Here is a 21,938-nt window from a genome sequence, read left to right on the forward strand (position 1 = left end):
CATTTATGCCGGCTGATTTTCCTGCAGGCATTCCATCAGCGTATTGTAGCAAGGCGTCAGATGCTGGCTGAGACTTTGCAAGCGGCTGTTATCCTGCTCACGGGCTGCCTGTTCCAGCAATGCACTGAGTGCCATTAACTGCATACCGCCAATATTTCCGGCTACGCCTTTCAGCGTGTGCGCCTGTGCCTGAATACTGCTGATATCCTGTGCCGCCAGCGCATCCTGCAATGCCTGCAGCGTTTCTCCGGAAGTATTGATAAATAATTCCACGACCCGGATCAGAATACTTTCCCTGTTCATCAGACGCTGTAAGGCGCCGGCACGGTCCCATACTGTCTGGCTGCTGACCTCAGCCGGAAGCCTGTCGTCATTCTGCATAAGATTGTCTGCCTGTCTCATATTATCCTCCCTGGAGGGTGGCTGTTTTTCTTCGCCGGGCGTCAGCCAGGCACTGAGAGCATGTTGAAAACTGTTTATATCGATAGGTTTACTCAGATAATCATTCATTCCGGACAACAGACAGCTCTCTTTGTCACCGGCCATTGCCCCTGCAGTCATGGCGATAATGGTGATTGACCGGTAGCGTTCACCGGCATTACCCGCGCGGATTTTTTTCGTTGCGGCAAAGCCATCAAGAACCGGCATCTGGCAGTCCATCAGAATCAGATCAAAAGGTTCGTCGTCGCTGCTTTGTTGCAGTTTTTCCAGAGCCGCCATGCCGTTGTCAGCACTGTCGACAGCAAATCCCATGCTTTCCAGCAGGCCACAGGCAACCTCCTGATTAATGGCATTGTCATCCACAACCAGAACATGATGACGGCGTCCGTCTGGAGTGCATAAAGGAAAACGGCTGTTGCTGCCAGCGGTGCTCAGGTGCGCACTATGTTCCGGAGTCCGCCCGCCGCAGACGGCGTCGAGATCAGCCGGCGCGACCGGGCGGGTCAGGCTGGTGGCCTGCAGTTCGGCTGGTAATTGGGGTAACTCATTGTCGTAGCCCGGAGGCACCAGCACGATCAGCCTGCCGCGAAAAATGCCTTGTTGCAGGCTGGTCAGCAGGGAACCGCGCAGCCAGTGGATATCAAGTAATAAATAATCCGCAGGTGGGGTATTACCGATCATCAGTCCGGCTTGCTCTGCGCTGTGTATCGCAAGAAATTCTCCGCCCCGCTTATGGATAATATTTCCCAGCGCCTGTTGCAGTGCTTTGTTATCACAGGCAATCAGCCAGTGCTGGTCATGCAGGGAGACGTCCGGAGTATCCTGGTCATTTCCGGAACCGGCACGGAGCAAAATATCGAAAGCGATGGTTGTGCCTTCTTCACTGCTGCCCTGCACGCTGATCTGCCCCTGCATTAACGTGCAAAGCTGTCTGCAGATAGACAAACCGAGGCCGGTGCCGCCGAATTTGCGGGTGGTGCTGTTATCGACCTGATTAAAGGCTTCAAACAGTTTTTCGTGATGATCGGGGGGAATTCCAATACCGGTATCCGTCAGCGAGCAGAACAGGCGGATATCGCCATTGTCTTCTTCTGCAGTGGAAGCTTTGAGAATAATTTCGCCGGCGGGAGTGAACTTCACGGCATTGGATGTCAGGTTGGAAATAATCTGCTGCAGTCTGGCCGGGTCTCCTTGCACACGGTCATGCTCAATCGCGGCAATATCCAGTATAAACTCGATATTGGAATCAAATGCCGGAACCGATGCACTGGCGGCGATAGAACTGAGTAATGCCGTCAGACTGAAGTCGGTTTGCTCAAGCTGCAGTTTGCCTGCACCTATTTTTGAAAAGTCGAGAATGTCGTTGATCTGTGCGGTCAGAGCCGAGGCGCTGCTTTCCGCTATATGGATATAGTGCTGTTGTTTCTCGTTACTGCATTCCCGTTTTAATAATGACAGCATCCCCATGATGCCATTAATAGGGGTGCGGATTTCATGGCTGACATTCGCGATAAACAGGCTTTTTGCCTGACTGGCCTGCTGCGCTTCCTGTATGGCTTTTTCCAGCTCCTGGGTGCGCTCTTTTACCTGATCCTCCAGGCTGGTATTCATTCGTGCGATTCTTTCGTTCAGTAAATGCTGTTCGGTAATATCCCTGATACTGATTGCACAGCCAATAGTCTTTTGCTCAATAATAATGGGATAAATACTGGCCGAAATATGCAGTTTTTCACCCTTCTGAGTTCTTGCCCGGGTCTCACACTGGGTGAATACCTTGCCGGATAACACATCGGAAATCATATCCGGTGTAATCTGCTGATTATTACTGTCAAGAATTGTGTTAAATAGTGTTTTTCCTATCACTGTTTGTTCATGGTGGCCGAACATGACAGTGGCTCCACTGTTCCAGCTGTCGATTTTTCCATCCGGATTAATACCGATAATGGCATCGGTTGAATAATTAATAATGGCCCGGGCGGTTGATCTGGCCGTCAGCAGTGCCATACGTGCTTCGATGCGGCGCTGGTAAAGCCAGGCGATTGATATTGCGAATAACAGTAGTACGGCAATCAGCAACAGAACTTTAAGACGTATGCTGTCTAACTGGCTTTCTATATCTTCGGCAGAAAAGGCGGTATGCAGGTCAAGGTAGTGCCTGCTACCTGGGCCGTCGAGGAATATGCGACGGGAGTACGAATAAATAATATCATCCTTTGGACTGTTTTTACGTTTGAAGATGTTTTTGTGGTTATCAACTGCAACAGGTTCTGAATCGGTTTTCCAGTTGCTTTTCGGATCATATTCGTAACGGAACTCTTCTTTGGTGTCGGGATTTATCAGGTATCCGCCGGTATCATTCAGCAGAAATATCTGCATATTGTTTGGGGTGTCACTTTTAAGATTTCTGAGCAGTGTCTCGGCATCAAAGTTAATAATTACAAAGCCAAAAAAACGGTTTTCTGAATCAAAAACAGACTCGGCAATCCGGTAGGTCGGCCAGGCCGGGGTCTCAATTTTATTGTGTTCACGGTTAAGGTTGATGGCCGAGATATAGATTTCATCTTTATTCAGTTTTTCGGCTTCAGAAAAGTAACTGCTTTGTCCTTTTTCCTGCAGGTCTTCCTCTGCGGTAATGCGGATCATGCCATTTTTGCGTTCGACCCTAACCAGCTCCCGGCCATTATTGGCTTTACCGATAAAGCGGATCTGACGAATCTCCTCATTGGCAGCAATAAAACCGGTAAAAATAGTCTGCAGGCGTTGTTCCCATTGTTGCGTTGTGGTGTTGTCGAGCTGATCTTTACCATTATTTTCTATTGCTCTGACAATGCCGCTGATGGGAGGGGTGCTATGAATAAAGCGGACTTTATCCTTATCGGTATTCAGTGTTTTCAGAAAATAATTAGCGCGCAATGCAGCCTGCTCACTCAGCTCAGAAAAAGCCCTTTTGTAGGCTTCGTCACGGCTGTGGCTTTCGATCAATGCCATCAGTATGCCGCATAGCAATAAAGCAACCAGACCGGTGACAATAAAAAACCTGCGCATTGTGGGCAGGTTAGCGCTGCTGCTCATGTTGGATCCTTGCCGCAGACCCGTGGTCTGCGAGCGGTGTTAGCCCCTGAAAAACGGAGCAATTCTCCTGGAATTTATGCTGGTCCGCTGCGCGGTACTGTCTGACATGATTTGTAGCGGCTACCTTCTGTAACACTGCATGATTACGGGTAACCGTGACAGGAGCAGCACCTCCGGGCATTGGATCCATCGACGTTTCCCAACGTATTAAACTTAGCTGCTATTCGTATCCGGTCAATGGCATAAGGCGGCATCTTCATCTTTCGTTCGTGCCTCTCTGCAGGTATCCTCTGCGCCCTCAGGTGCCCGGCTTATGCCGGGATAATCGGGAAACAGGTTCAATGCCTGTGCTGCCCCCGCAACGGTAATGACAGCCAGCCCAACGCTGTGCTGAACCACACACCACTGTCGCTGTAAGGCGTATGGGAAGGTTGTGGTGCTGCTGATGATCAGCAGAGTCTGAGCCCGGAGACCGGCCTGAATACAAACAGATAAACAGGCGGGGTGTCCTGGAAAGCTGGTTTCAGGTCGTCTCTGCTCTGCGCCCCGCGCAGTCTTCCCCTGTTGCTGTTTTCTGCTGCCCGCCGCGCCACTCTGGTGATTACTGACGGGTACCTGATAATGTCTTTGTTACGGCTGGCTTTGCTGGCACTCCTGTTTCTTCCGGCCCAGTTGCTGGCCGCTGCTGACCGGTACGCACTGGTACTGGTGTCAGACCGTTCGGCGGCAAGGATTGTGGCGGCAGCACATCAGCACCTGCAGCAGGCGGCGGAGTTATCCATTCAGGTACGGACTTCCAGTCAGATCAATCAGCTGGATGATGATCAGTTGCAGCAACTGGTTGCAGGTGCCGGGCAGTTGCTGTTTCTGGGAATCTTTGCCGAGCCGGTAGAACGGCTGTTAGCACTTCCTTACACCGCAACTCAGACCCGGATCATACTGAACAGTGACCGGCGTTTGCTGGCGCTGCATCAGGATGATCTGGGGGGACGCTTTCCCGCGCTTTCATCCGCCGCCGCACAGCCCTTACTGCAGGCACTGAACCCCTCTGACGGAAACATGCAACAGCAATTGCAGGCCCTGCAGCAGCAGTGGCCTGCTCTGGCGCAGTGGTTACAGATGCGGGCTTACTGGCAAAACCGTGGGCAGCAGAATGATCAGGCCCTGCTGAATCTGCTGCTGCACAGCGGGCAGCCCTGGCAGCCAGTGCAGATCCAGCAGGACGAGCGCTATTTTCTCTATCAGGCTGCTCAGTCGCAGGCGCTGAGTGCAGCGGCACTGGGTCAGCGTCTGGCGCAGGAGCCGGCCCGTCCGCTGGTGATGATCATCGACCATGACAGTGGCGATCAGGCCGGTGAGTGGGATCTGCATCAGCAACTCTGCCGTTCTTTTACGTCGGCTTTCTGTGTATCTGCACTGGCTGCCTGGGGCGAGGCCAGTCGTCAGTCAAGCAGCCAGTTGCTGCAGTGGGCCTCGGATCGCCCGGCACTGCTGATCAGTCTGCAGGACTTTGTGATTGGTGGCGGCGATGGCCGCGAAGCCGTTACCCGTGCTTTCAGTTCTGCCAGTATTCCGGTGCTGAAGGGCATCCGCCTGCTGGAGCAGAATGCGGCCAGCTATCCGTACAGCAGTGAGGGGATTCCCGCTGACAGCGTGCATTACCGGATAGCAATGCCCGAGCTGCAGGGAATCAGCCAGCCTCAGGTGCTGGCGCTGGCGAGTCCGGCGGTGCTGGACCGGCAGACCGGTGCGCGTCTGTTACAGAGTGCACCTCTGCCGGATGAAATCGCCCATTTTGCCCAGCGCGCACAGAACTGGCTGCACCTGCAGCAGAGCGCTAACCACGATAAACGCCTTGCCATCATTTACTACAACCACCCGCCGGGGCGGCACAATATAGGTGCCGACAACCTGAATGTGGTTGAGTCTCTGTGGCAGATACTGCAGCGCCTGCAGCGCGAAGGTTACGATCTGGGCGATCCCCAGGCTTTGCCGGGCAGTGCTGCCGAGCTGCTGGATCTGCTGCAACAGAAGGCCGTTAATCTGCCGCAGGATGCCAGTGCCCTGCAGACGATGAGCGCCCAGGTGCAGAGCATGAGTGCAGCGACTTACCGCCAGTGGCTGCAACGTCAGCCGCCACAGGTTCAGGCTGAGCTGGAGGATGGGCCGCTGGCGGCCCTGCATCAGAGCCTGCGGGAGTATGCCGCGCAGGCCACCGGGCTGGACGTACAGAGCCGGGTGACGCTGCAGACGCTGCTGCAGGATCAGCTGCACAGCCGTCTGCACGATATCCGTTACGTACTCGACGGTGTCCGCAGTCAGTACCGCGAGCGGGCGCTGAATCTGCTCGGTCAGCTGCAGGCCCTGTATCCGTCACTGCTGCAGCAACCATTAACGGCCGAAGGCTGGGCGCAGGCTGATGCTCTGGTGCAGGCATTGCTGGAGTTACGTATCGAAGGATTACGGGGCTGGGGCAAAGCACCGGGCAAGGTGATGGTGTGGAATGAGCGGCTGCTGTTGCCGGGCGTACAGTTTGGCAAGGTATTTCTGGGGCCGCAGCCACCCCGTGGCTGGGAGCTGAACGAAGAACTGCTGCATGCCAATATGACCTTTCCGCCGACGCATCAGTATCTGGCGTTCTATCACTTTCTGGCGGATGAATTCCGTGCCGATGCACTGATTCACCTCGGACGCCACTCCACCTACGAGTTTTTGCCCGGCAAGCGAACAGGGCTGCTGGCCAGTGATTATCCACGGCTGGTCGCGGCCGATATTCCTGGTATTTACCCCTACATCGTTGATGGCGTAGGTGAAGGTATTCAGGCCAAACGCCGTGGCTTAGCGGTGATGGTTGATCATCTGACGCCACCGCTGGCGACTACCCAGCTGTACGACGGTCTGCTGGAGCTGCGGCAGCTGATTGAAAGTGCCGAAGCGGCCAGCGACCCGCTCAGCAGGCAGAAAGCGGTCAGTCAGTTGCGCGAGCGTATCGACGCGCTGAACCTGCGGGATGAACTGAGTGCCAGCATGGATGAAGAATTGCAGCTGCGCGGTATTGGTTTTAACGATATTGATGATGAATTCCTGTTGCATGAGACCGGCCACTATCTGACCCATCTGCAGGAAGAATTTATGCCCCTCGGACTGCATGTGTTTGGCCGCCGCTGGGATGACAGCGCGGTGGCAACCATGCTGACCTCAATGCAGCAGGACAATAACTGGAGCCCGGAGCGCCAGAGTCGCTACCGGCAGGCCTTAACCGCCTCGCCCGATGCCGAAATGGATGCCTTGCTGAATGCCCTGAAGGGGCGCTTTGTGGCACCGGGTAAAGGCAACGATCCGATCCGGACCCCGGAGGCATTACCTACCGGGCGTAATTTTTACGCGCTGGATGCCAGCCTGTTGCCGAGTCCGACCGGCGCTGCGGTCGGCCGCGAGCTGGCGCAGAAGGCGCGTGCTAAGACGCTGGCTGCCGGTGAAAAAGACGCTGTGATTCTGTGGGCATCGGATGCTGTACGGGATGAAGGCGCGATGATTGCCTTTGGTCTGGATCTGCTCGGGGTCGAGCCGGTCTGGAATGGCCGCGGCATTATCAAAGGGCTGAAGCGCCTGCCATTAAGTGCTGCACGGCCGCAGCGTCGTGACGTGCTGTTCACCAGTTCCGGTTTGTTCCGCGATTTATACGGCAGCCAGCTGGCGCTGCTGGACGAAGCCGTGCTGCTGGCGCTGGCGGCCAGCAGCACCACCATTGAACGTGACTACCCGGCGCTGAGTTATGCCCTGCAGCAGACGCTGGCACCGGTCTCGGCGCAGCTGGCAACAGAGAGTGCCGGCCAGGACACCGTGCTCACGGATGAACCGCTGGAGCAGAATCTGGTTGCGCGTAACTGGGTTGATGAACTGCGGCGCCAATTGCAGGCACAGCCGTCGGCCGATGTGGCGGAGCTGGCACAGACGGCCAGTCTGCGCGTGTTTGCGGCAGCGCCGGGTTCTTATGGGGCCGGGATTAACCGTCTGGCTGAACGCTCATCTGCCTGGCAGGAACGCTCTGAACTGGCAGACGTTTTTATCCGCCGTATGGGACACGCCTACGGTCTGAAGGAGCGCTCGCTGAGTTCCGGCAGCGGCCGCCAACAGGCTTATCAGCAACAACTGCAGGCGGTGGCCAACACCTACCTTGGCCGTGCCAGCAATCTCTACGGTCTGATGGATAACAATGACGCCTTTGATTATCTCGGTGGTCTGAACCTGGCGGTGGAAAGTCTGACCGGTAAAGCCCCGGCCAGTTTTGTGATTGATCACAGCAATAACGATCAGCTGCAGATTACGTCACTGCAACAGGCGTTACTGGGTGAGCTGCGCGGGCGTTTTCTTAACCGCCAGTGGATCAGTCCGTTAATGGCTGAAGGCTATGCCGGTGCGCGGACGATGGGCAGTGAGTTTATTGAGTACCTGTGGGGCTGGCAGGTAACCAGCCCCCAGCTCATTGATGACTGGGTGTGGGAAGACGTAAAAGCGGTTTATATCGACGACAGCCTGCAACTGGGGATGCAGGAGTTCTGGCAGGACGGCCACAACGTACAGGTACAGAGCAATATCCTCGCGGTGATGCTGGTGGCCGCCGATAAAGGTTTTTGGGATGCCGACCCGGCGACCCGGCAACAACTGGCGCAGATGCTGGCCGGTAATATTGTGCGCCATGGTTTACCCGGCAGTGGTCATACCCATGCCAATCATCCGTTGTATGAACAGGTAAAGCGCCTGATTGCGCCGGCGCTGGCCGCCGAACTGGAGCAGGTGCTGGCCGCCAGCCGCCTGCCTGATGATTCTGCCGCTGACACCAAAGCGCCGCATCATATTCAGGAAATTATTCTGCCTGACGACAAACCACAGGAGCCGGCAATGGCCACTGACGGGCAAAGTTCCGGCAGTGCGGAGAAACCCGCGGCAGAAGCATGGCAATACGGCTGGCTATTACTGCTGGCGCTGTTGTTGCCGGTCGCGGGTATGTTCCGCGCTCGCCGGTTGTAAATAATCCGGGCCTGCTTTAACCGTGAACAGACACCGTTCCGCAACATTATTATCAGGAAAAAACGATGGCTTTTAATATCAGCGAACTGGGCCTGACCCTGCTGCATCAACTGACCGGGCTGCTGCTGCAGCCGGTTATCTGGGCATTATTATTTTTCGTTTTACTGGCGTTATACGAGGCAGGCATTGCCTGCAGTGAGCGTCTTGGTGTGATCCGTCGTCTGGTGGCCAGAGGCGACCGCGATTATTTACTCAGCGTGGGAAAACGCCGGATCGAGCGTGCCGATTTTATTACCCGCATTGCACCGATGCTGGGCTTAATGGGGACATTAATTCCGCTCGGCCCCGGGCTGGCGGCATTGGGGGATGGCGAAATCCGCATTCTGACAACGGCCATGACCGTTGCCTTTGATACCACGGTGATTGGTCTGCTGGCGGGCATCGCCGGCTTTGTCCTCGGACGCCTACGCCGGCGCTGGTACGATGCCGGTTTACTGGAGCTTGAACGGCAACAAACACAGGCGCATGCATTATGAGCGATCAGTGGCGCCGCAGTGCTTTTGACAGTGAAGAAAGTGAGCCCCTTGGCCCGCTGGCAAACCTTGTCGACATTATGCTGGTATTCGCCTGTGGCTTAATTGCGGCGCTGGTGGCGCTGAGCCCGGAATTACGCCAGCACTTTCAGTTGCCGGCGGCACAGCCGGTACAGGCCGGAAAAGAATTAACGCAGATGCCGGTACAGTTACAGCAACAGCTGCAGCAAAAAAGTGAAGGGCGCGAAGGGTATGAATCTCTGGGACAGGTTTATCGCGATCCGGAAAGCGGCCGCTTAATTCTGGTGAAGTAGCAATCTGTAAGTGGCGGCGTTTCATCCGCCGGACATATTTCCCGGTTATAACGTACCGATGAATATATCCACTGACTATCGTTACAGCGGTTTGCGCCGCAGCCTGCACTGGTTGTCAGCACTGGTGATTATCTGGGCTCTGATCAGCGGCACCTGTCTGGCATTTTTTCCTTTAACCGCAGATGTTCAGCAGTGGCTTGGCCGCTTTAATGTAGCGCTGACTCTGCTGTTTATTCCGTTCTTTTTATTGCGCTCGGTTCTGGCTGTGCTGCAGCCGAAACCGGTGACAACAGCGCTGACTGTGCGGCAGCAGCGTCTGGCAGCCACGGGTCACGGGCTGATTTATGTTGTTGTGCTGGCTGTATTATTCAGCGGGGTGTTTATGCTGGAGCGTCCGGCTCCGGTGTTTGGTTTGACGGAATTAATGCCACCGCTCCGGGCCGGGGCTGCCACCGCCTTCTTTGCAGCCCTGCACCATTATTCCTGCGCGTTGCTGGCTCTGTTGGTGCTTGGTCATATTGCTGCGGTTATTGTGCATCAGCGCCGGGGAATCCGGCTGCTGCAGAAAATGCTTTAGTGCCGGTTATCTGGTGCCGGCCAATTTTTTCATTCGACTCTGTTCAGTCGGCCCGGTTCAGTCGGTTTTAATCAGCGCTTTCAGCTGATGCCCTAATTTTGCATGCTGGGTAAAACCCTGAAAATTCTGCAGTATCGGCTCTGGTCCGCTGATAACCACCGGCACCGGCGCTGCGGTATGAGTGCCGGTACTCCACACCACGCTTTGTGCAGAGGCCAGCTCACGAGCCAGTGCATTCAGATAGCGCTCTTCGCGGTATACGTAAAAATCACTGAAGTCTTCGATATGCGGCTGAGTTGCGCCTGCCGGGTCATCGGTCTGCGGATCAAAATGCGGATTGGGATCGCGGCGCAAGACCCGTTCGGCCTGTGTGCGCGAAAACGGAAAATCCAGTGCAGCATTCACTTCGGCCATTAACGAATCCGCTGTGGGTAAGCCTTTATTGCCGTCTGAGCTGGCATCCGTGCTGGCATCGGCCCAGAGGCGGTAATAGCCTTTTTTCTGTGCGTATAAACGATCGAGCAGACTCAGTGGCGCAAAATTATAGTTGGGGGCAAAAGCCTGACCGCGCATACCATTACCGGGTAGCGTTCTGGCCGCCGGAACATCGTGCGCGCTGTAGGAAAAACCAAAGCCGCCGGTCTCATGGTCGGCGGTTAATACCACCAGAGTATCATCGCGGTCTGCTGCCCAGTTCACCACTTCCTGAATCGCAGCATCAAAACGCAGCAGTTCATGCAGCAGGGCGCCAGCATCGTTGTTATGCCCGGCCCAGTCGATCTGGCCACCTTCCACCATCAGAAAAAAGCCGTGCTCAGAAGCGCCCAGTAACTGCAGCGCTTTGCGCGTTAATTCGTTTAAATCCGGTTGTGCGGAAGCCGGATTCTGGCGGGCATAAATTGCATCATCCATGGCCGAACTGGCAAATAAACCAAGCACAGGTAAATGTTGCTGTTGCGCTAATTGATCGCGACTGAAGGCCAGTGCATAACCCTGCTGTTGCGCTTTGCTGAGCAGGTTGCGCTGGTCTGTGCGTTTTGATTTTAAGGTTAATTGCGCTGCGCTGATTTTTTTTTGCTGCTCTGTGCTGATGTTTGCAGCGTCCTGCGGCAGAAAATAACGCAGTCCGCCGGACAGCATTAAATCCGGGGCGGTGGTTAACAGATCGGCGGCTATCTCATTTTCAAAGCGGCGATGTGGCTGGTGTGCGGCAAAAGCGGCCGGGGTGGCGTGGGTAATACGGGTGTCGGAAACCAGACCGGTACGCATGCCGGCACGTTTGGCTTTTTGCAGTATGGTTTCAACGCGATCGCCACGGGCATTTAAGCCAATCATTTCGCTGCCACTGGCTTCGCCAATAGCGAGCTGTGTGGCTGAGCAGGCCGAGTCGGTGACCAACACGTCATGCGGCCCGGTATCGGACAGCAGCACTTTCCCCTGTTGCATTAACTGGCTGACCGCTGTTGGCCGGCCCTGATAAATACTGTTGGGCGCGCGGCGGGCATAACTTTCCAGCAGACCAAACTGCGCCGGGCCCATGCCATCACCGATTAACAAAATAATATTGCGAACGCCCGCAGGTTTGTTTTCTCCGGCCGGTATATCCGCGCTGCAGCTCAGAACAGAAAACAGAGCAAGCAGCAGGGCAAAAAACAAGGCAGAAAACGGAGCTGAAGAACGCAGGCGCATCAGTTGCTTTCCCGTGGCGGCAGAGAGGTTAAACCTTCAGCAACCACTTCGCCCAGTTGCCATAATTTCCACTCACCGCGTTGGTAAATATGCCAGTCCTGCTCGGCGGTTAATGGCTCGGTGGCGATAATGCTGACCACATCGTTGGGGGTGGTTTCGGCGGCAAAGTCGACGGTAACGTCGGCATCTTTTAATTGTGCCGGGCCAAAGGGTGCGCGGCGGGTGATGCAGGCCAGCTTGGTGCTGCAGTAGGTAAACAACCAGTCGCCATTGCTGAGCAGACAATTAAACACACCCTGCTGAGCGTATTCATGGGCAAAGCTGACCAGGCATTCGGCCAGCTGCTGTGGCATGGCATCGCGCGGTAATGTCTGACGCACACGGTTCATTAAATCGCAGAAAATATTTTCGCTGTCGGTATCGCCTACCGGTTCATACATACCGACATGACGGACAAAATCCGGCACCTGTCCATTATGGGCAAACACCCAGTGGCGCCCCCAGAGTTCGCGCACAAAAGGATGGGTATTGGCGAGGCAGATATCGCCGACATTGGCCTGGCGGATATGGCAGATCGCATTTTTGCTTTTGATCGGATAGTTCTGCAGCAAGCCGGCGATGGGTGATTCGCAGCTGGGTTGTGGGTCATGAAACTGGCGTACGCCCTTACCTTCATAAAAGGCCACGCCCCAGCCATCTTTATGCGGCCCGGTATTACCACCGCGCTGGGTCAGGCCGGTAAAACTGAAGCATAAATCGGTCGGGGTGTTGGCACTCATGCCAAGGAGTTCGCACATATAATCAGGCCTTTTTTGGTCAGAAAAAAATTCTGATAACAGTAATCATTATGAGGTAGGGAATCCAATATAGGTATATCGATATTTGTCGCAGATTAACAGCTGCACTGGCTATTTAATAACGGTAGAATGTGGCCTCTTGGATATATACATATTAAGGACATTTCTTATGAAAGTTAAAGTAAGTGGAGCTTTATTCGCAGCGGCGTTGTTGACGGCCTGTGGTGGTGATGATAGCAGCAGTAATAATGGCTTGAATATCAGCATTAACGAAAGTGCTCTGCTGAGCGCCCCTAGCCAGCCATCACTGACCTCTGCAACGGTTAATGATGCAGACAGTATCATTTTACACAGCCGTAATACAGGCTCTATCGGTGATGGTGCAACTCTGGATTTCAATTATCTGGCTCAGGCAGACGTTGATAATGTTCTCGTGCGTCTGACCTCCGGAGCGGAAGATCTGGATCTTGCTGTACGCGCGAGCGACTACTCGGTGAGTGAATATGCCGATACATATTCCTCCGAAGAATATATTATTTTTGATGCAGCAAATAACGTGAATTATAGTGTCAGCGTTGAAAGTATTGAAAGTTCAGGTAATTTTGAACTGATACTGACAACTCTTAACCGTGAAACGCTGAAGCTGGCCGGTGGTGAAAACCTGGTTAAACATTCAATAACCGGTAATGAAAACTGCGGTGATGGCCCTTACTCTATAGATTATGACGATTATTCTGTTATCAACTGGAAAAAGGGCTATATCCGTACATTGAATTCCGATTATAAAGAATCTTTTTCTGCTGCAGAAGGAAATACTTTTACTATTAAAAGCTCAGACAAGGAAACGGAAGACGGCTACAGTTATACCTCACAGGAAAGCTATACACTGACAGTCAATCCTGAAACTGCTGTGATCAGCGGAACAGGTTCAGGTAGCTCTACCGAGGTGGATGGTGGTGATACGGAAACCTGTACCTGGAATCTGACCTTTAATGGACAGGTTCTTTTGTAAGCGCTGATAGTGATCAGATGACTCTGACAGGACGACAATGTTGTAACGACGTTTGTCAGATATAAAAAACCCCGGCAGGCCGGGGTTTTTTATTACTAACGCTTAAAGCACCGGCTTATTTAACCGGAGTAACCCACTCAGCGTTAAACGGATCTTTAGCAGTTACGGTATCGAAATACATGGTTTGCAGCATTTCGGTTACCGGGCCACGACGGCCTTCACCAATGATACGGCCATCCAGTGAGCGGATTGGCAGTACTTCAGCGGCAGTACCGGTGAAGAAGGCTTCATCAGCGATATACACTTCGTCGCGGGTGATGCGTTTTTCACGCACTTCGATACCACGGGCGCGCGCCATTTCCATAATGGTGCGGCGGGTAATACCGTCCAGGCAGGAAGTCAGTTCCGGGGTGTACATCACGCCGTTGCTCACCATAAAGAAGTTCTCGCCGGAACCTTCGGCCACGTAGCCTTCGTTATCCAGCAGCAGGGCTTCTTCACAGCCACTGTCCAGTGCTTCGCGCAGGGCGAGCATGGAGTTCATGTAGTTACCGTTGGCTTTGGCCTTACACATGGTGATGTTCACATGGTGGCGGGTAAAGCTTGAGGTACGGATTTTAATACCCTGGGTTTTGGCTTCTTCGCCCATGTAGGCTGGCCATTCCCAGGCAGCAACCATCACGTGTACTTTCAGGTTTTCGGCGCGCAGGCCCATACCTTCAGAACCGTAGAATGCCATCGGGCGGATATAGGCGCTTTTCAGGTTGTTCTCACGCACAGCAGCACGCTGAGCTTCGTTAATCTCGGCTTTGCTGAAAGGCAGTTTCATGTTCAGGATGTGGGCCGAGTTGAACAGGCGGTCGGTGTGTTCCTGCAGGCGGAAAATCGCCGCGCCCTGTGCTGTTTCGTAAGCCCGCACCCCTTCAAAAACGCCCATGCCGTAGTGCAGGGTGTGAGTCAGTACGTGGACTTTCGCTTCGCGCCAGTCAACCAACTCTCCGTCTAGCCAGATCAGACCATCGCGGTCGGACATGGAAGGTAGCATAAGGACCTCACTCTAAATTCAGTAAAAAATATGTGTTCCGGGGATGATACGCGTAATCACGAGGCCGTATCAGTCTCCAACCAGAGTTTCCACAGTCGGGTCACATCGTTGCGCCGCGCATTGAAGCCAAGTTTGGACAGGGTGTCTGAATCCAGTAACAGCTTTTGTTTCTGCAATGCACGCCGGTGAGTTTCGGCTCGGTAGGACAGGTAGGTTTCCTGCAGGGTCTGACAATCTTGTGGATCCATCAGACCGGCTGTGTCGAACGCGTCCAGCAACCGCATGTTGTCGGTAACGTCTAACAGCTCTGGGTATTGGTGTGACCAGGCCAGAACCCCGTATTGAACCAGAAACTCGATGTCAACAATACCCCCGGCGTCCTGCTTCAGGTGAAATTGTTGGCCGCTTGTATCTTTGGAGCCGAGATTATCCACCATTTTCTGACGCATGGCTCGCACTTCTTCGCGCAGGCTACCAAGGTCGCGTGGCTGGCTGAGGGTGGCGTTGCGGATGGCCTGAAATTCATCCGCTGCCTGCTGGCTGCCACACAATACGCGGGCGCGTACCAGCGCCTGATGCTCCCAGGTCCAGGCGTGCTTCTGCTGATATTCCTCAAAGGCTTTCATCGAGGCGACGATCATGCCGGAGTTGCCGGACGGGCGCAGGCGCATATCGACTTCGTACAGATCGCCGGAGCGGGTCTGGGTGGTCAGGATATGAATCATGCGTTGGCCCATGCGGGTATAGAACACACCGTTGTCCTGGCTGCGCTCGCCATCGGTATAGCGGCCGCTGGCGCTGTTGTGCAGTAACACCAGATCGAGGTCGGAGCTGTAGCTCAGCTCCAGTCCGCCGACTTTGCCATAGCCGATAACGGCAAATTCCGGCTGGCTTACCGCTTCGCCGGCGGTATTGGTCGGGTAACCGTATTTGGCCACCATCTGACTCCACGACAGCTCCATCACTGTCTGCAGCGTCACTTCCGCCAGCCAGGTCAGGTAGTCGCTGATTTTCATCAGCGGCAGGGCATCCATTACTTCGCAGGCGGCGGCGCGCAGTTTGTGTGCGCGCACAAACTGACGCAGCTGTTCCATCTGCTGTTCCAGATCTTCCGGATCAACACGCAGCAGGCGCAGGTGTAATTCTTCTGCCAGTTCTTTGCGCTCCGGCAAACGGTAGAGGTTGGCCGGGCTTAATAATTCGTCCAGCAGCAGCGGCGTCTGGGTGATGTATTCCGCCACCCAGCTGGATGCACCGCAGAGCTTAACCAGCTGGGTTAAGGCCTGCGGATTTTCTTTCAGCAGCACCAGATAGGCGGTACGGCGTACCACGGCTTCGAGCAGCGGCACGATGCGCTCCAGCGTGGTGACTGGCTCAGGCTGTTGCCACAGTTGCTGCAGCAGCAGCGGCATTAAGGCATCGAGACGCTCGCGGCCAATCTGTTGCATTTTCAGCACGGTACGGGAATCGCGGAAATTGCTCAGCTGCTGTTGCACTTCCGTTGAGTTAGCGCAGGGATGCTGCTCAAGAAAGGCAGCGGCCTGTTGCTCGTCCAGCTCGCCGAGCCAGAGATCGGTCCACACCTGCTGCAGCTCGTCGGTTTCTTCGTTGTCGTCATCGCTGGCGACGATCTGGGCGAAATGATGACGCACTTTGCTGCGGTGCTGCTCCAGCTCGTTCAGGTAGCTGTCCCAGTCGCTGAAGCCCAGCGCTAAAGCCACCCGGGCGCGCTGGCTGTCATCTTCCGGCAGCAGCTGGGTCTGTTCGTCGTTTAATGCCTGCAGCGCGTGTTCGCTGTCACGCAGAAATAAATAGGCCTGCTTCAGCTCGTCGCAGGCGGCGGCCGGCAGATAGCCTTCGGCCTGCAGAATGCCCAGCACTTTTACCAGCTCGCGGGTCTGTAAGCTCTTATCCTGACCGCCGCGGATCAGCTGGAACGCCTGCACGATAAATTCCACTTCGCGGATGCCACCGGCACCGAGTTTCACGTTCATTTCCAGACCACGGCGGCGCACTTCGGCGTTGATCATCGCCTTCATCGAACGCAGCGAGGCAAAGGCGCTGTAGTCGACGTATACACGGTAGGTAAAGGGACGCAGAATGCTCAGCAGTTCTTTCGCTTCTGCACTTTGCTCGCCGTTCATAATGCGCGCCTTAACCATGGCGTAGCGTTCCCAGTCGCGGCCCTGATCCTGGTAATACTCTTCTACAGAGGCAAAGTTCATCACCAGCGGACCGCTCTGGCCGTAAGGACGCAGGCGCATATCGGTGCGGAAAACAAAACCATCGGCGGTGTGTTTATCCAGCGCCTGAATCAGCTTCTGCCCGAGTTTTACAAAAAATTCCTGATTGGTAATGACCTTCGGCCCGCTGGTTTCGCCGCTTTCCGGATAGGTAAAAATCAGGTCGATATCGGAGCTTAAATTCAGCTCGTAAGCGCCGAGTTTGCCCATACCCAGCACCAGCATCTGCTGCTCATTGCCGCTTGCTTTACCGATGGGCCGGCCATGACGTTCAAATAATGAACGGCTCAGAAATTCCAGCGAACGCACCACACACTCATCGGCCAGATCGGACAGCGCACGGGTGGTTTCCAGTGTTGGCGCCAGACGCAGCAGGTCGCGCCAGATAATCTGCACCATCGCCCGGCGGCGTAATACGCGCACCGCTTTGTGCCAGTCTTCGTCGCTTTCTGCACCGGCGCTGAGTTCATCCAGCCACTGGCTGATGGTGGCACGTGGCAGCGGCTGCGACAGCCGGTCTTCTGCCAAAGAGGCGGTAAACCAGTGCGGCTCGCGCGGCAGGGCGTCTGCCACGTAGTCGCTGATGCTCAGCACTTTTTGCGCCCGAGCCTGTTGTTCGGTACTCAGGCTTTGCCACAGCGCGGGCCAGTCGAAACCGGTGCGTTCACCGTGATCGGTCAGGCCGGTGGTAACCTGTTGCCAGTGGTCGTGCAGTGCGGCGGACAGCATAAAAGGGCGGGCTCCGTTATTGATCAGAACAGGAAGCCAATACTCTAGCGTTTTTTGCTGAGTAAAAAACAGAGGCAGGGCAATTAATAAAGGATAAGGGGATGAGGTGTGGGAGCGGCATTGCTGCCGCGATGAGTATCGTGACTTAAAGTCACTCCCACAGAGTTGTCAGCTCTTACGCTGCGCCTTCAGCTCTTTGCGGTACATGGTGACACCGGCAATTAATACCGCGGTGGATACCACGGCGATAATAATGGTCGCCAGCGCGTTAATCTGCGGGCTGACGCCCAGACGCACGCTGGAATACACCACCATTGGCAGGGTCGTTGATCCCGGACCGGAGACAAAGCTGGCGATCACCAGATCATCCATCGACAGGGTAAAGGCCAGCAGCCAGCCGGCAGCCAGCGCCGGAGCGATCATCGGCAGGGTAATGGCAAAAAAGACTTTTACCGGCCGTGCGCCCAGATCGAGAGCCGCTTCTTCAATGGAAGTATCCATATGCGCGAGACGGCTCTGCACAATCACCGTGACATAAGCCATGGAGAAGGTAACGTGCGCCAGCAGAATGGTGGTCTGACCACGGCCAGCGGGCCAGCCGATTAAATCTTCCATCGCCACAAACAACAGCAGCAGCGATAAACCGATAATAATCTCCGGCATCACCAGCGGTGCCGTCACCATGACGCCAAGGCTTTTATGACCGCGGATACCGCGCAGACGCACCAGCGTCAGCGCCGCCAGCGTGCCCAGTACCACAGCAAGCGATGCGTTTAACGCAGCAATTTTAATACTCAGCCAGGCGGCATCGAGCAGCGGACCGTTGTTGATTAATTCGCCGTACCATTTGGTACTGAAACCACCCCACACAGTGACCAGACGGCTTTCGTTAAACGAATAAATAATCAGGCTGAAAATCGGCAGATACAGAAAGGCGTAACCGAGAAACAGCAGACCAAACAGCAGTGGATAGCGTTTTAACATATGACCTTTCCCCTACTTCAGTTCTTCGGCGGCTTTCTGTTCGTAATGACGCATCAGCACGAACGGAATAATCAGTACCACCAGTAATACCGACGCCAGCGCCGAGGCTAATGGCCAGTCTTTATTACTGAAGAACTCGGTCCACATCAGCTTACCGATCATCAGGGTGTCGGGGCCACCAAGCAGGTCAGGAATCACGAATTCGCCCATCACCGGAATAAATACCAGCATCGAACCGGCTAAAATGCCGGGCACCGATTGTGGCAGGGTAATGGTTAAAAACTGTTTCCATGGCCGCGCACCGAGATCCGCCGCTGCTTCCAGCAGCGTGTTATCCAGCCGCACTAAGGTGGCGTACAACGGCAACACTAAAAACGGCAGATAGCTGTACACCACGCCGATATATACCGCGGTGGGCGTATGCAGAATTTCCAGTGGCTGATCGATCAGGCCGATACTCATTAAAAAATGATTGAGCAGACCGTTATTTTTTAAAATACCAATCCAGGCGTAGACGCGGATCAGGAACGAAGTCCAGAACGGCAGAATCACCAGCATCAGCAGTGGCATGCGCCAGTGCGTCGGTGCCAGGGCAATGGCATAGGCCATCGGATAACCGATCAGCAGACAGAAAAAAGTCGAAATCGCGGCAATTTCAAACGAACCCCACAATGCATCGCGGTAGAGCTCGTCTTCCCACAGCATGGCGTAATTGCCGAAATTCAGCTTAATGGTGATCAGGCCGTCTTCAATTTCGCGGATCCAGTCCTGATAGGGCGGTTGTGCCAGTTGCGGTTCGGCCAGGCTGATTTTCAGTACAAACAGAAAAGGCAGTACAAAAAACAGCGCCAGCCAGAACCAGGGCGCGCCAACAATCAGACCCTTACCCGGCACCAGCGCACGGATACGGTTGTTTAATTGCAGCAGCCAGCCGTTCATTGAGTCAGCACCCCACAGCTGTAAGCATTCCAGTTGAGCGCGACTTCCTGTCCCCAGGTCAGTGGTTGTTCGGCCAGAGCCAGTACGTTTGACTGGGTAAACTGCACACGCTTACCGCTTGGCAGTTCAACGTGGTAAATGGACACGTCACCGAGGTAAGCAATTTCCTGAATAATGCCGTGAATGCTGTTCGGATCATCGCCGTGATGATCACGTACGGCGATTTTTTCCGGACGGATAGCCACGGTCACTTCCATGCCCGGGTTCAGCGGCTGACTGTGATGCACCAGCAGATCGCTGCCGGCTTCTTCCGAATGAATCAGCACCATGTCATTTTCATGGGACACCACATGGCCGTTAAACAGGTTAACCGAGCCGATAAAGCTGGCGGCATAACGGGTGGCCGGAAATTCGTACATACGGCGCGGCGCATCGACCTGCTCGATACGGCCATCGTGCATCAGGGCGATACGCGATGACATGGTCATGGCTTCTTCCTGATCGTGGGTCACGATAATAAAGGTAATGCCCAGACGTTCCTGAATATTCACCAGCTCGAACTGAGTGTGTTCACGCAGTTTTTTATCCAGCGCGCCCAGCGGTTCGTCGAGCAGCAGAATTTTCGGCTGCTTGGCCAGTGCCCGTGCCAGTGCCACACGCTGACGCTGACCACCGGATAACTGATGCGGTTTACGCGTTGCCAGTTTTTCGATCTGTACCAGCGCCATTACCTCGGCCACGCGTTCGCGGATCAGGGCCGACGGCATACGTTCCTGCTTCAGACCAAAGGCAATGTTCTGCGCCACATTCATATGCGGGAACAGCGCATAACTCTGGAACATCATATTGATCGGACGCAGGTACGGCGGCACATCGGTCACGTCCTGACCGTCGATATAAATCCGGCCGGAGGTCGGGGTTTCAAAACCACCGAGCATACGCAGCAGGGTGGTTTTGCCGCAGCCCGACGCACCCAGCAGCGAGAAAAATTCGCCACGGTGAATATTCAGACTGATTTCATCGACGGCGTAGGTAGAACCAAAGGTCTTGGTTACCTTGTCGATGCGGACAATAGGCTCTTCTTCAGGCGCAGCCCAGGGCTGCTCAGAGGATGCTGGACGAATCTGTGTCATCTCGTTCCGGACGCTCCAGTGAAACGGTTAATAGGTTTGCCGATAAATGAAAAAACCCCGCAACCAACGTTGCGAGGTTCTGGTCGGCGTAATCCGGTGAACAGCGAATTATTTACCGGTTTTCGCCCGCGTCCACATACGGGACATATTACGTGCTTCTTTATCGGTCGGCGTTTTCAGCACTACCAGTTTTTCCTGGGTAGCAGCCGGCGGATAAATGCCCGGGTTGTTACGCACTTCGGCATCAACCAGCGGAGTGGCTTTGGCGTTGGCGTTGGCATAAGCCACATAGTTGGAAATAGGTGCAATTACTTCCGGCTGCAGCAGGTAGTTGATGAACTTATGTGCTGCGGCTGGGTTTGGTGCGTCGGCCGGAATTACGGCAACGTCGGTCCATACCACAGCGCCTTCGCTCGGTACGATGTATTCAACGTTGACGCCGTTGGCTGCTTCGGCAGCGCGGGCCTGAGCCTGCAGCATATCGCCGGAGTAACCGTGGGCTACACAGATATCGCCGTTGGCCATATCGTTAATGGTCTGTGAGCTGTGGAAGTAACGGATATTGGCGCGTACTCCGGCGATTACATCGGCCGCTTCCTGAATGGCTTTCTTACTGAAGTCGTCGGTTGGTTTGCCCAGATAAGCGCGGGCCGCAACGAATACTTCCGTCGGGTCGTCCATCAGGGCAACACCACAGGCTGACAGCTTCTTGCTGATTTCCGGGTCGAATACCAGCTTCCAGCTGTCCAGTGGCATATCGTCGCCCAGAATCGCTTTTACTTTGTCGACGTTATAAGCCAGACCGGTAGTACCCCACATGTAAGGCACCAGATATTGGTTGCCCGGGTCGATATCGCTCAGGGATTTCAGGATAACTTTATCCAGATTGTCGTAGTTGCTCAGCTTGCTCTTGTCGTAAGACTGATACAGCTTGGCGCGGATCAGACGGTCGGCAAACGGGCGTGCGGTCGGGAAGGCCAGATCATAGCCGCTGCGGCCAGCCAGCAGTTTGGCTTCCAGAACTTCGTTGGAGTCGTATACGTCATAGGTCACCTTGATACCGGACGCCTTTTCAAAATTGGCGATGGTGTCTTCGGCGATATAATCAGACCAGTTATAAATATGCAGTTCTTCCTGAGCAGATGCAGTAACAGCAGTTGCCATCAGTGCGGCTGCCATGGAACCAATACCCAATAAACGCATTTTCATTAAGCCAGTTCTCCAGCTCCGTTCCCCGTGAGGGAAGCCAATAAAACAGATAAACCTTCAGCGGTTTATCCGGTCTCATAAGAAATTCGGGAGTATCTTAATGCCACCTGCAGACCGAAGCCCGAGGTAAGAGTACGCCATTTCTTAGTGCCAGTTTGCATAGACAGATCGCCATATTCGTCGCCCTGCT

Annotated in this window: 14 protein-coding genes and 1 riboswitch; of the genes, 5 read left to right on the top strand and 9 right to left on the bottom strand. The window is 54.5% G+C overall.

The annotated features are described in order from the left end of the window. Positions 1–3: 3 nt before the first annotated feature. Positions 4–3,513, bottom strand: coding sequence for an ATP-binding protein (locus HUF18_RS05770; RefSeq protein WP_225691465.1), 3,510 nt, complete (start codon positions 3,511–3,513; stop codon positions 4–6). Positions 3,514–3,796: 283 nt separating this feature from the next. Beyond that, positions 3,797–4,008: riboswitch (cobalamin riboswitch) on the top strand. 126 nt (positions 4,009–4,134) lie between these two features. Between HUF18_RS05770 and HUF18_RS05775 the strand changes: the two genes are divergently transcribed. From HUF18_RS05775 to HUF18_RS05790, 4 genes are all read left to right on the top strand, one after another. Continuing rightward, entirely contained in the window at positions 4,135–8,544 is a 4,410-nt protein-coding gene (locus HUF18_RS05775; protein WP_225691466.1) for a cobaltochelatase subunit CobN, read from the top strand. 65 nt (positions 8,545–8,609) lie between these two features. Further along, positions 8,610–9,080 carry a MotA/TolQ/ExbB proton channel family protein gene (locus HUF18_RS05780; protein WP_225691467.1) on the top strand — a complete coding sequence of 157 codons (471 nt, stop codon included), beginning with the start codon at positions 8,610–8,612 and terminating at the stop codon, positions 9,078–9,080. Continuing rightward, positions 9,077–9,391 carry a DUF2149 domain-containing protein gene (locus tag HUF18_RS05785; protein ID WP_145466855.1) on the top strand — a complete coding sequence of 105 codons (315 nt, stop codon included), beginning with the start codon at positions 9,077–9,079 and terminating at the stop codon, positions 9,389–9,391. Before HUF18_RS05780 ends, HUF18_RS05785 begins: the two co-directional genes overlap by 4 nt. A gap of 58 nt (positions 9,392–9,449) precedes the next feature. Then, positions 9,450–9,968, top strand: a complete 519-nt coding sequence (locus HUF18_RS05790) for a cytochrome b (RefSeq protein ID WP_225691468.1) — start codon at positions 9,450–9,452, stop codon at positions 9,966–9,968. A gap of 57 nt (positions 9,969–10,025) precedes the next feature. Here the strand turns inward: HUF18_RS05790 and HUF18_RS05795 are convergent, their stop codons facing one another. Together HUF18_RS05795 and HUF18_RS05800 are read right to left on the bottom strand one after the other, a co-directional pair. Further along, entirely contained in the window at positions 10,026–11,657 is a 1,632-nt protein-coding gene (locus HUF18_RS05795; protein WP_225691469.1) for an alkaline phosphatase, read from the bottom strand. Then, complete coding sequence (locus tag HUF18_RS05800) at positions 11,657–12,454, bottom strand: class II glutamine amidotransferase (RefSeq protein ID WP_225691470.1); 798 nt, start codon at positions 12,452–12,454, stop codon at positions 11,657–11,659. The genes HUF18_RS05795 and HUF18_RS05800 overlap by 1 nt, the downstream gene beginning before the upstream one ends. 169 nt (positions 12,455–12,623) lie before the next feature. Here HUF18_RS05800 and HUF18_RS05805 point away from each other — a divergent pair, with 169 nt between their 5' ends. Beyond that, entirely contained in the window at positions 12,624–13,466 is an 843-nt protein-coding gene (locus HUF18_RS05805) for a hypothetical protein (protein ID WP_225691471.1), read from the top strand. 115 nt (positions 13,467–13,581) lie between these two features. On the opposite strand, the gene HUF18_RS05810 is transcribed toward HUF18_RS05805, so the two are convergent. From HUF18_RS05810 to HUF18_RS05835, 6 genes are all read right to left on the bottom strand, one after another. Continuing rightward, entirely contained in the window at positions 13,582–14,511 is a 930-nt protein-coding gene (locus HUF18_RS05810) for a branched-chain amino acid transaminase (protein ID WP_225691472.1), read from the bottom strand. Positions 14,512–14,567: 56 nt separating this feature from the next. Then, positions 14,568–17,483: a bifunctional [glutamate--ammonia ligase]-adenylyl-L-tyrosine phosphorylase/[glutamate--ammonia-ligase] adenylyltransferase gene (glnE, locus tag HUF18_RS05815; protein ID WP_225691473.1), complete on the bottom strand. Its 2,916-nt coding sequence runs from the start codon at positions 17,481–17,483 to the stop codon at positions 14,568–14,570. A 168-nt stretch (positions 17,484–17,651) separates the two neighbouring features. Then, positions 17,652–18,467, bottom strand: a complete 816-nt coding sequence (locus tag HUF18_RS05820) for an ABC transporter permease subunit (protein WP_145466841.1) — start codon at positions 18,465–18,467, stop codon at positions 17,652–17,654. A 12-nt stretch (positions 18,468–18,479) separates the two neighbouring features. Next, entirely contained in the window at positions 18,480–19,406 is a 927-nt protein-coding gene (locus tag HUF18_RS05825) for an ABC transporter permease subunit (RefSeq protein WP_225691474.1), read from the bottom strand. Then, on the bottom strand, positions 19,403–20,539 hold the full coding sequence (locus HUF18_RS05830) for an ABC transporter ATP-binding protein (RefSeq protein WP_145466837.1): 1,137 nt from the start codon (positions 20,537–20,539) through the stop codon (positions 19,403–19,405). The genes HUF18_RS05825 and HUF18_RS05830 overlap by 4 nt, the downstream gene beginning before the upstream one ends. A gap of 108 nt (positions 20,540–20,647) precedes the next feature. Beyond that, entirely contained in the window at positions 20,648–21,742 is a 1,095-nt protein-coding gene (locus HUF18_RS05835) for a polyamine ABC transporter substrate-binding protein (RefSeq protein ID WP_225691495.1), read from the bottom strand. Between the last annotated feature and the right edge of the window lie 196 nt (positions 21,743–21,938).

The organism is Thalassolituus sp. ST750PaO-4 (assembly GCF_020320405.1).
Classification (GTDB): domain Bacteria; phylum Pseudomonadota; class Gammaproteobacteria; order Pseudomonadales; family Oceanobacteraceae; genus Venatoribacter; species Venatoribacter alkanivorans.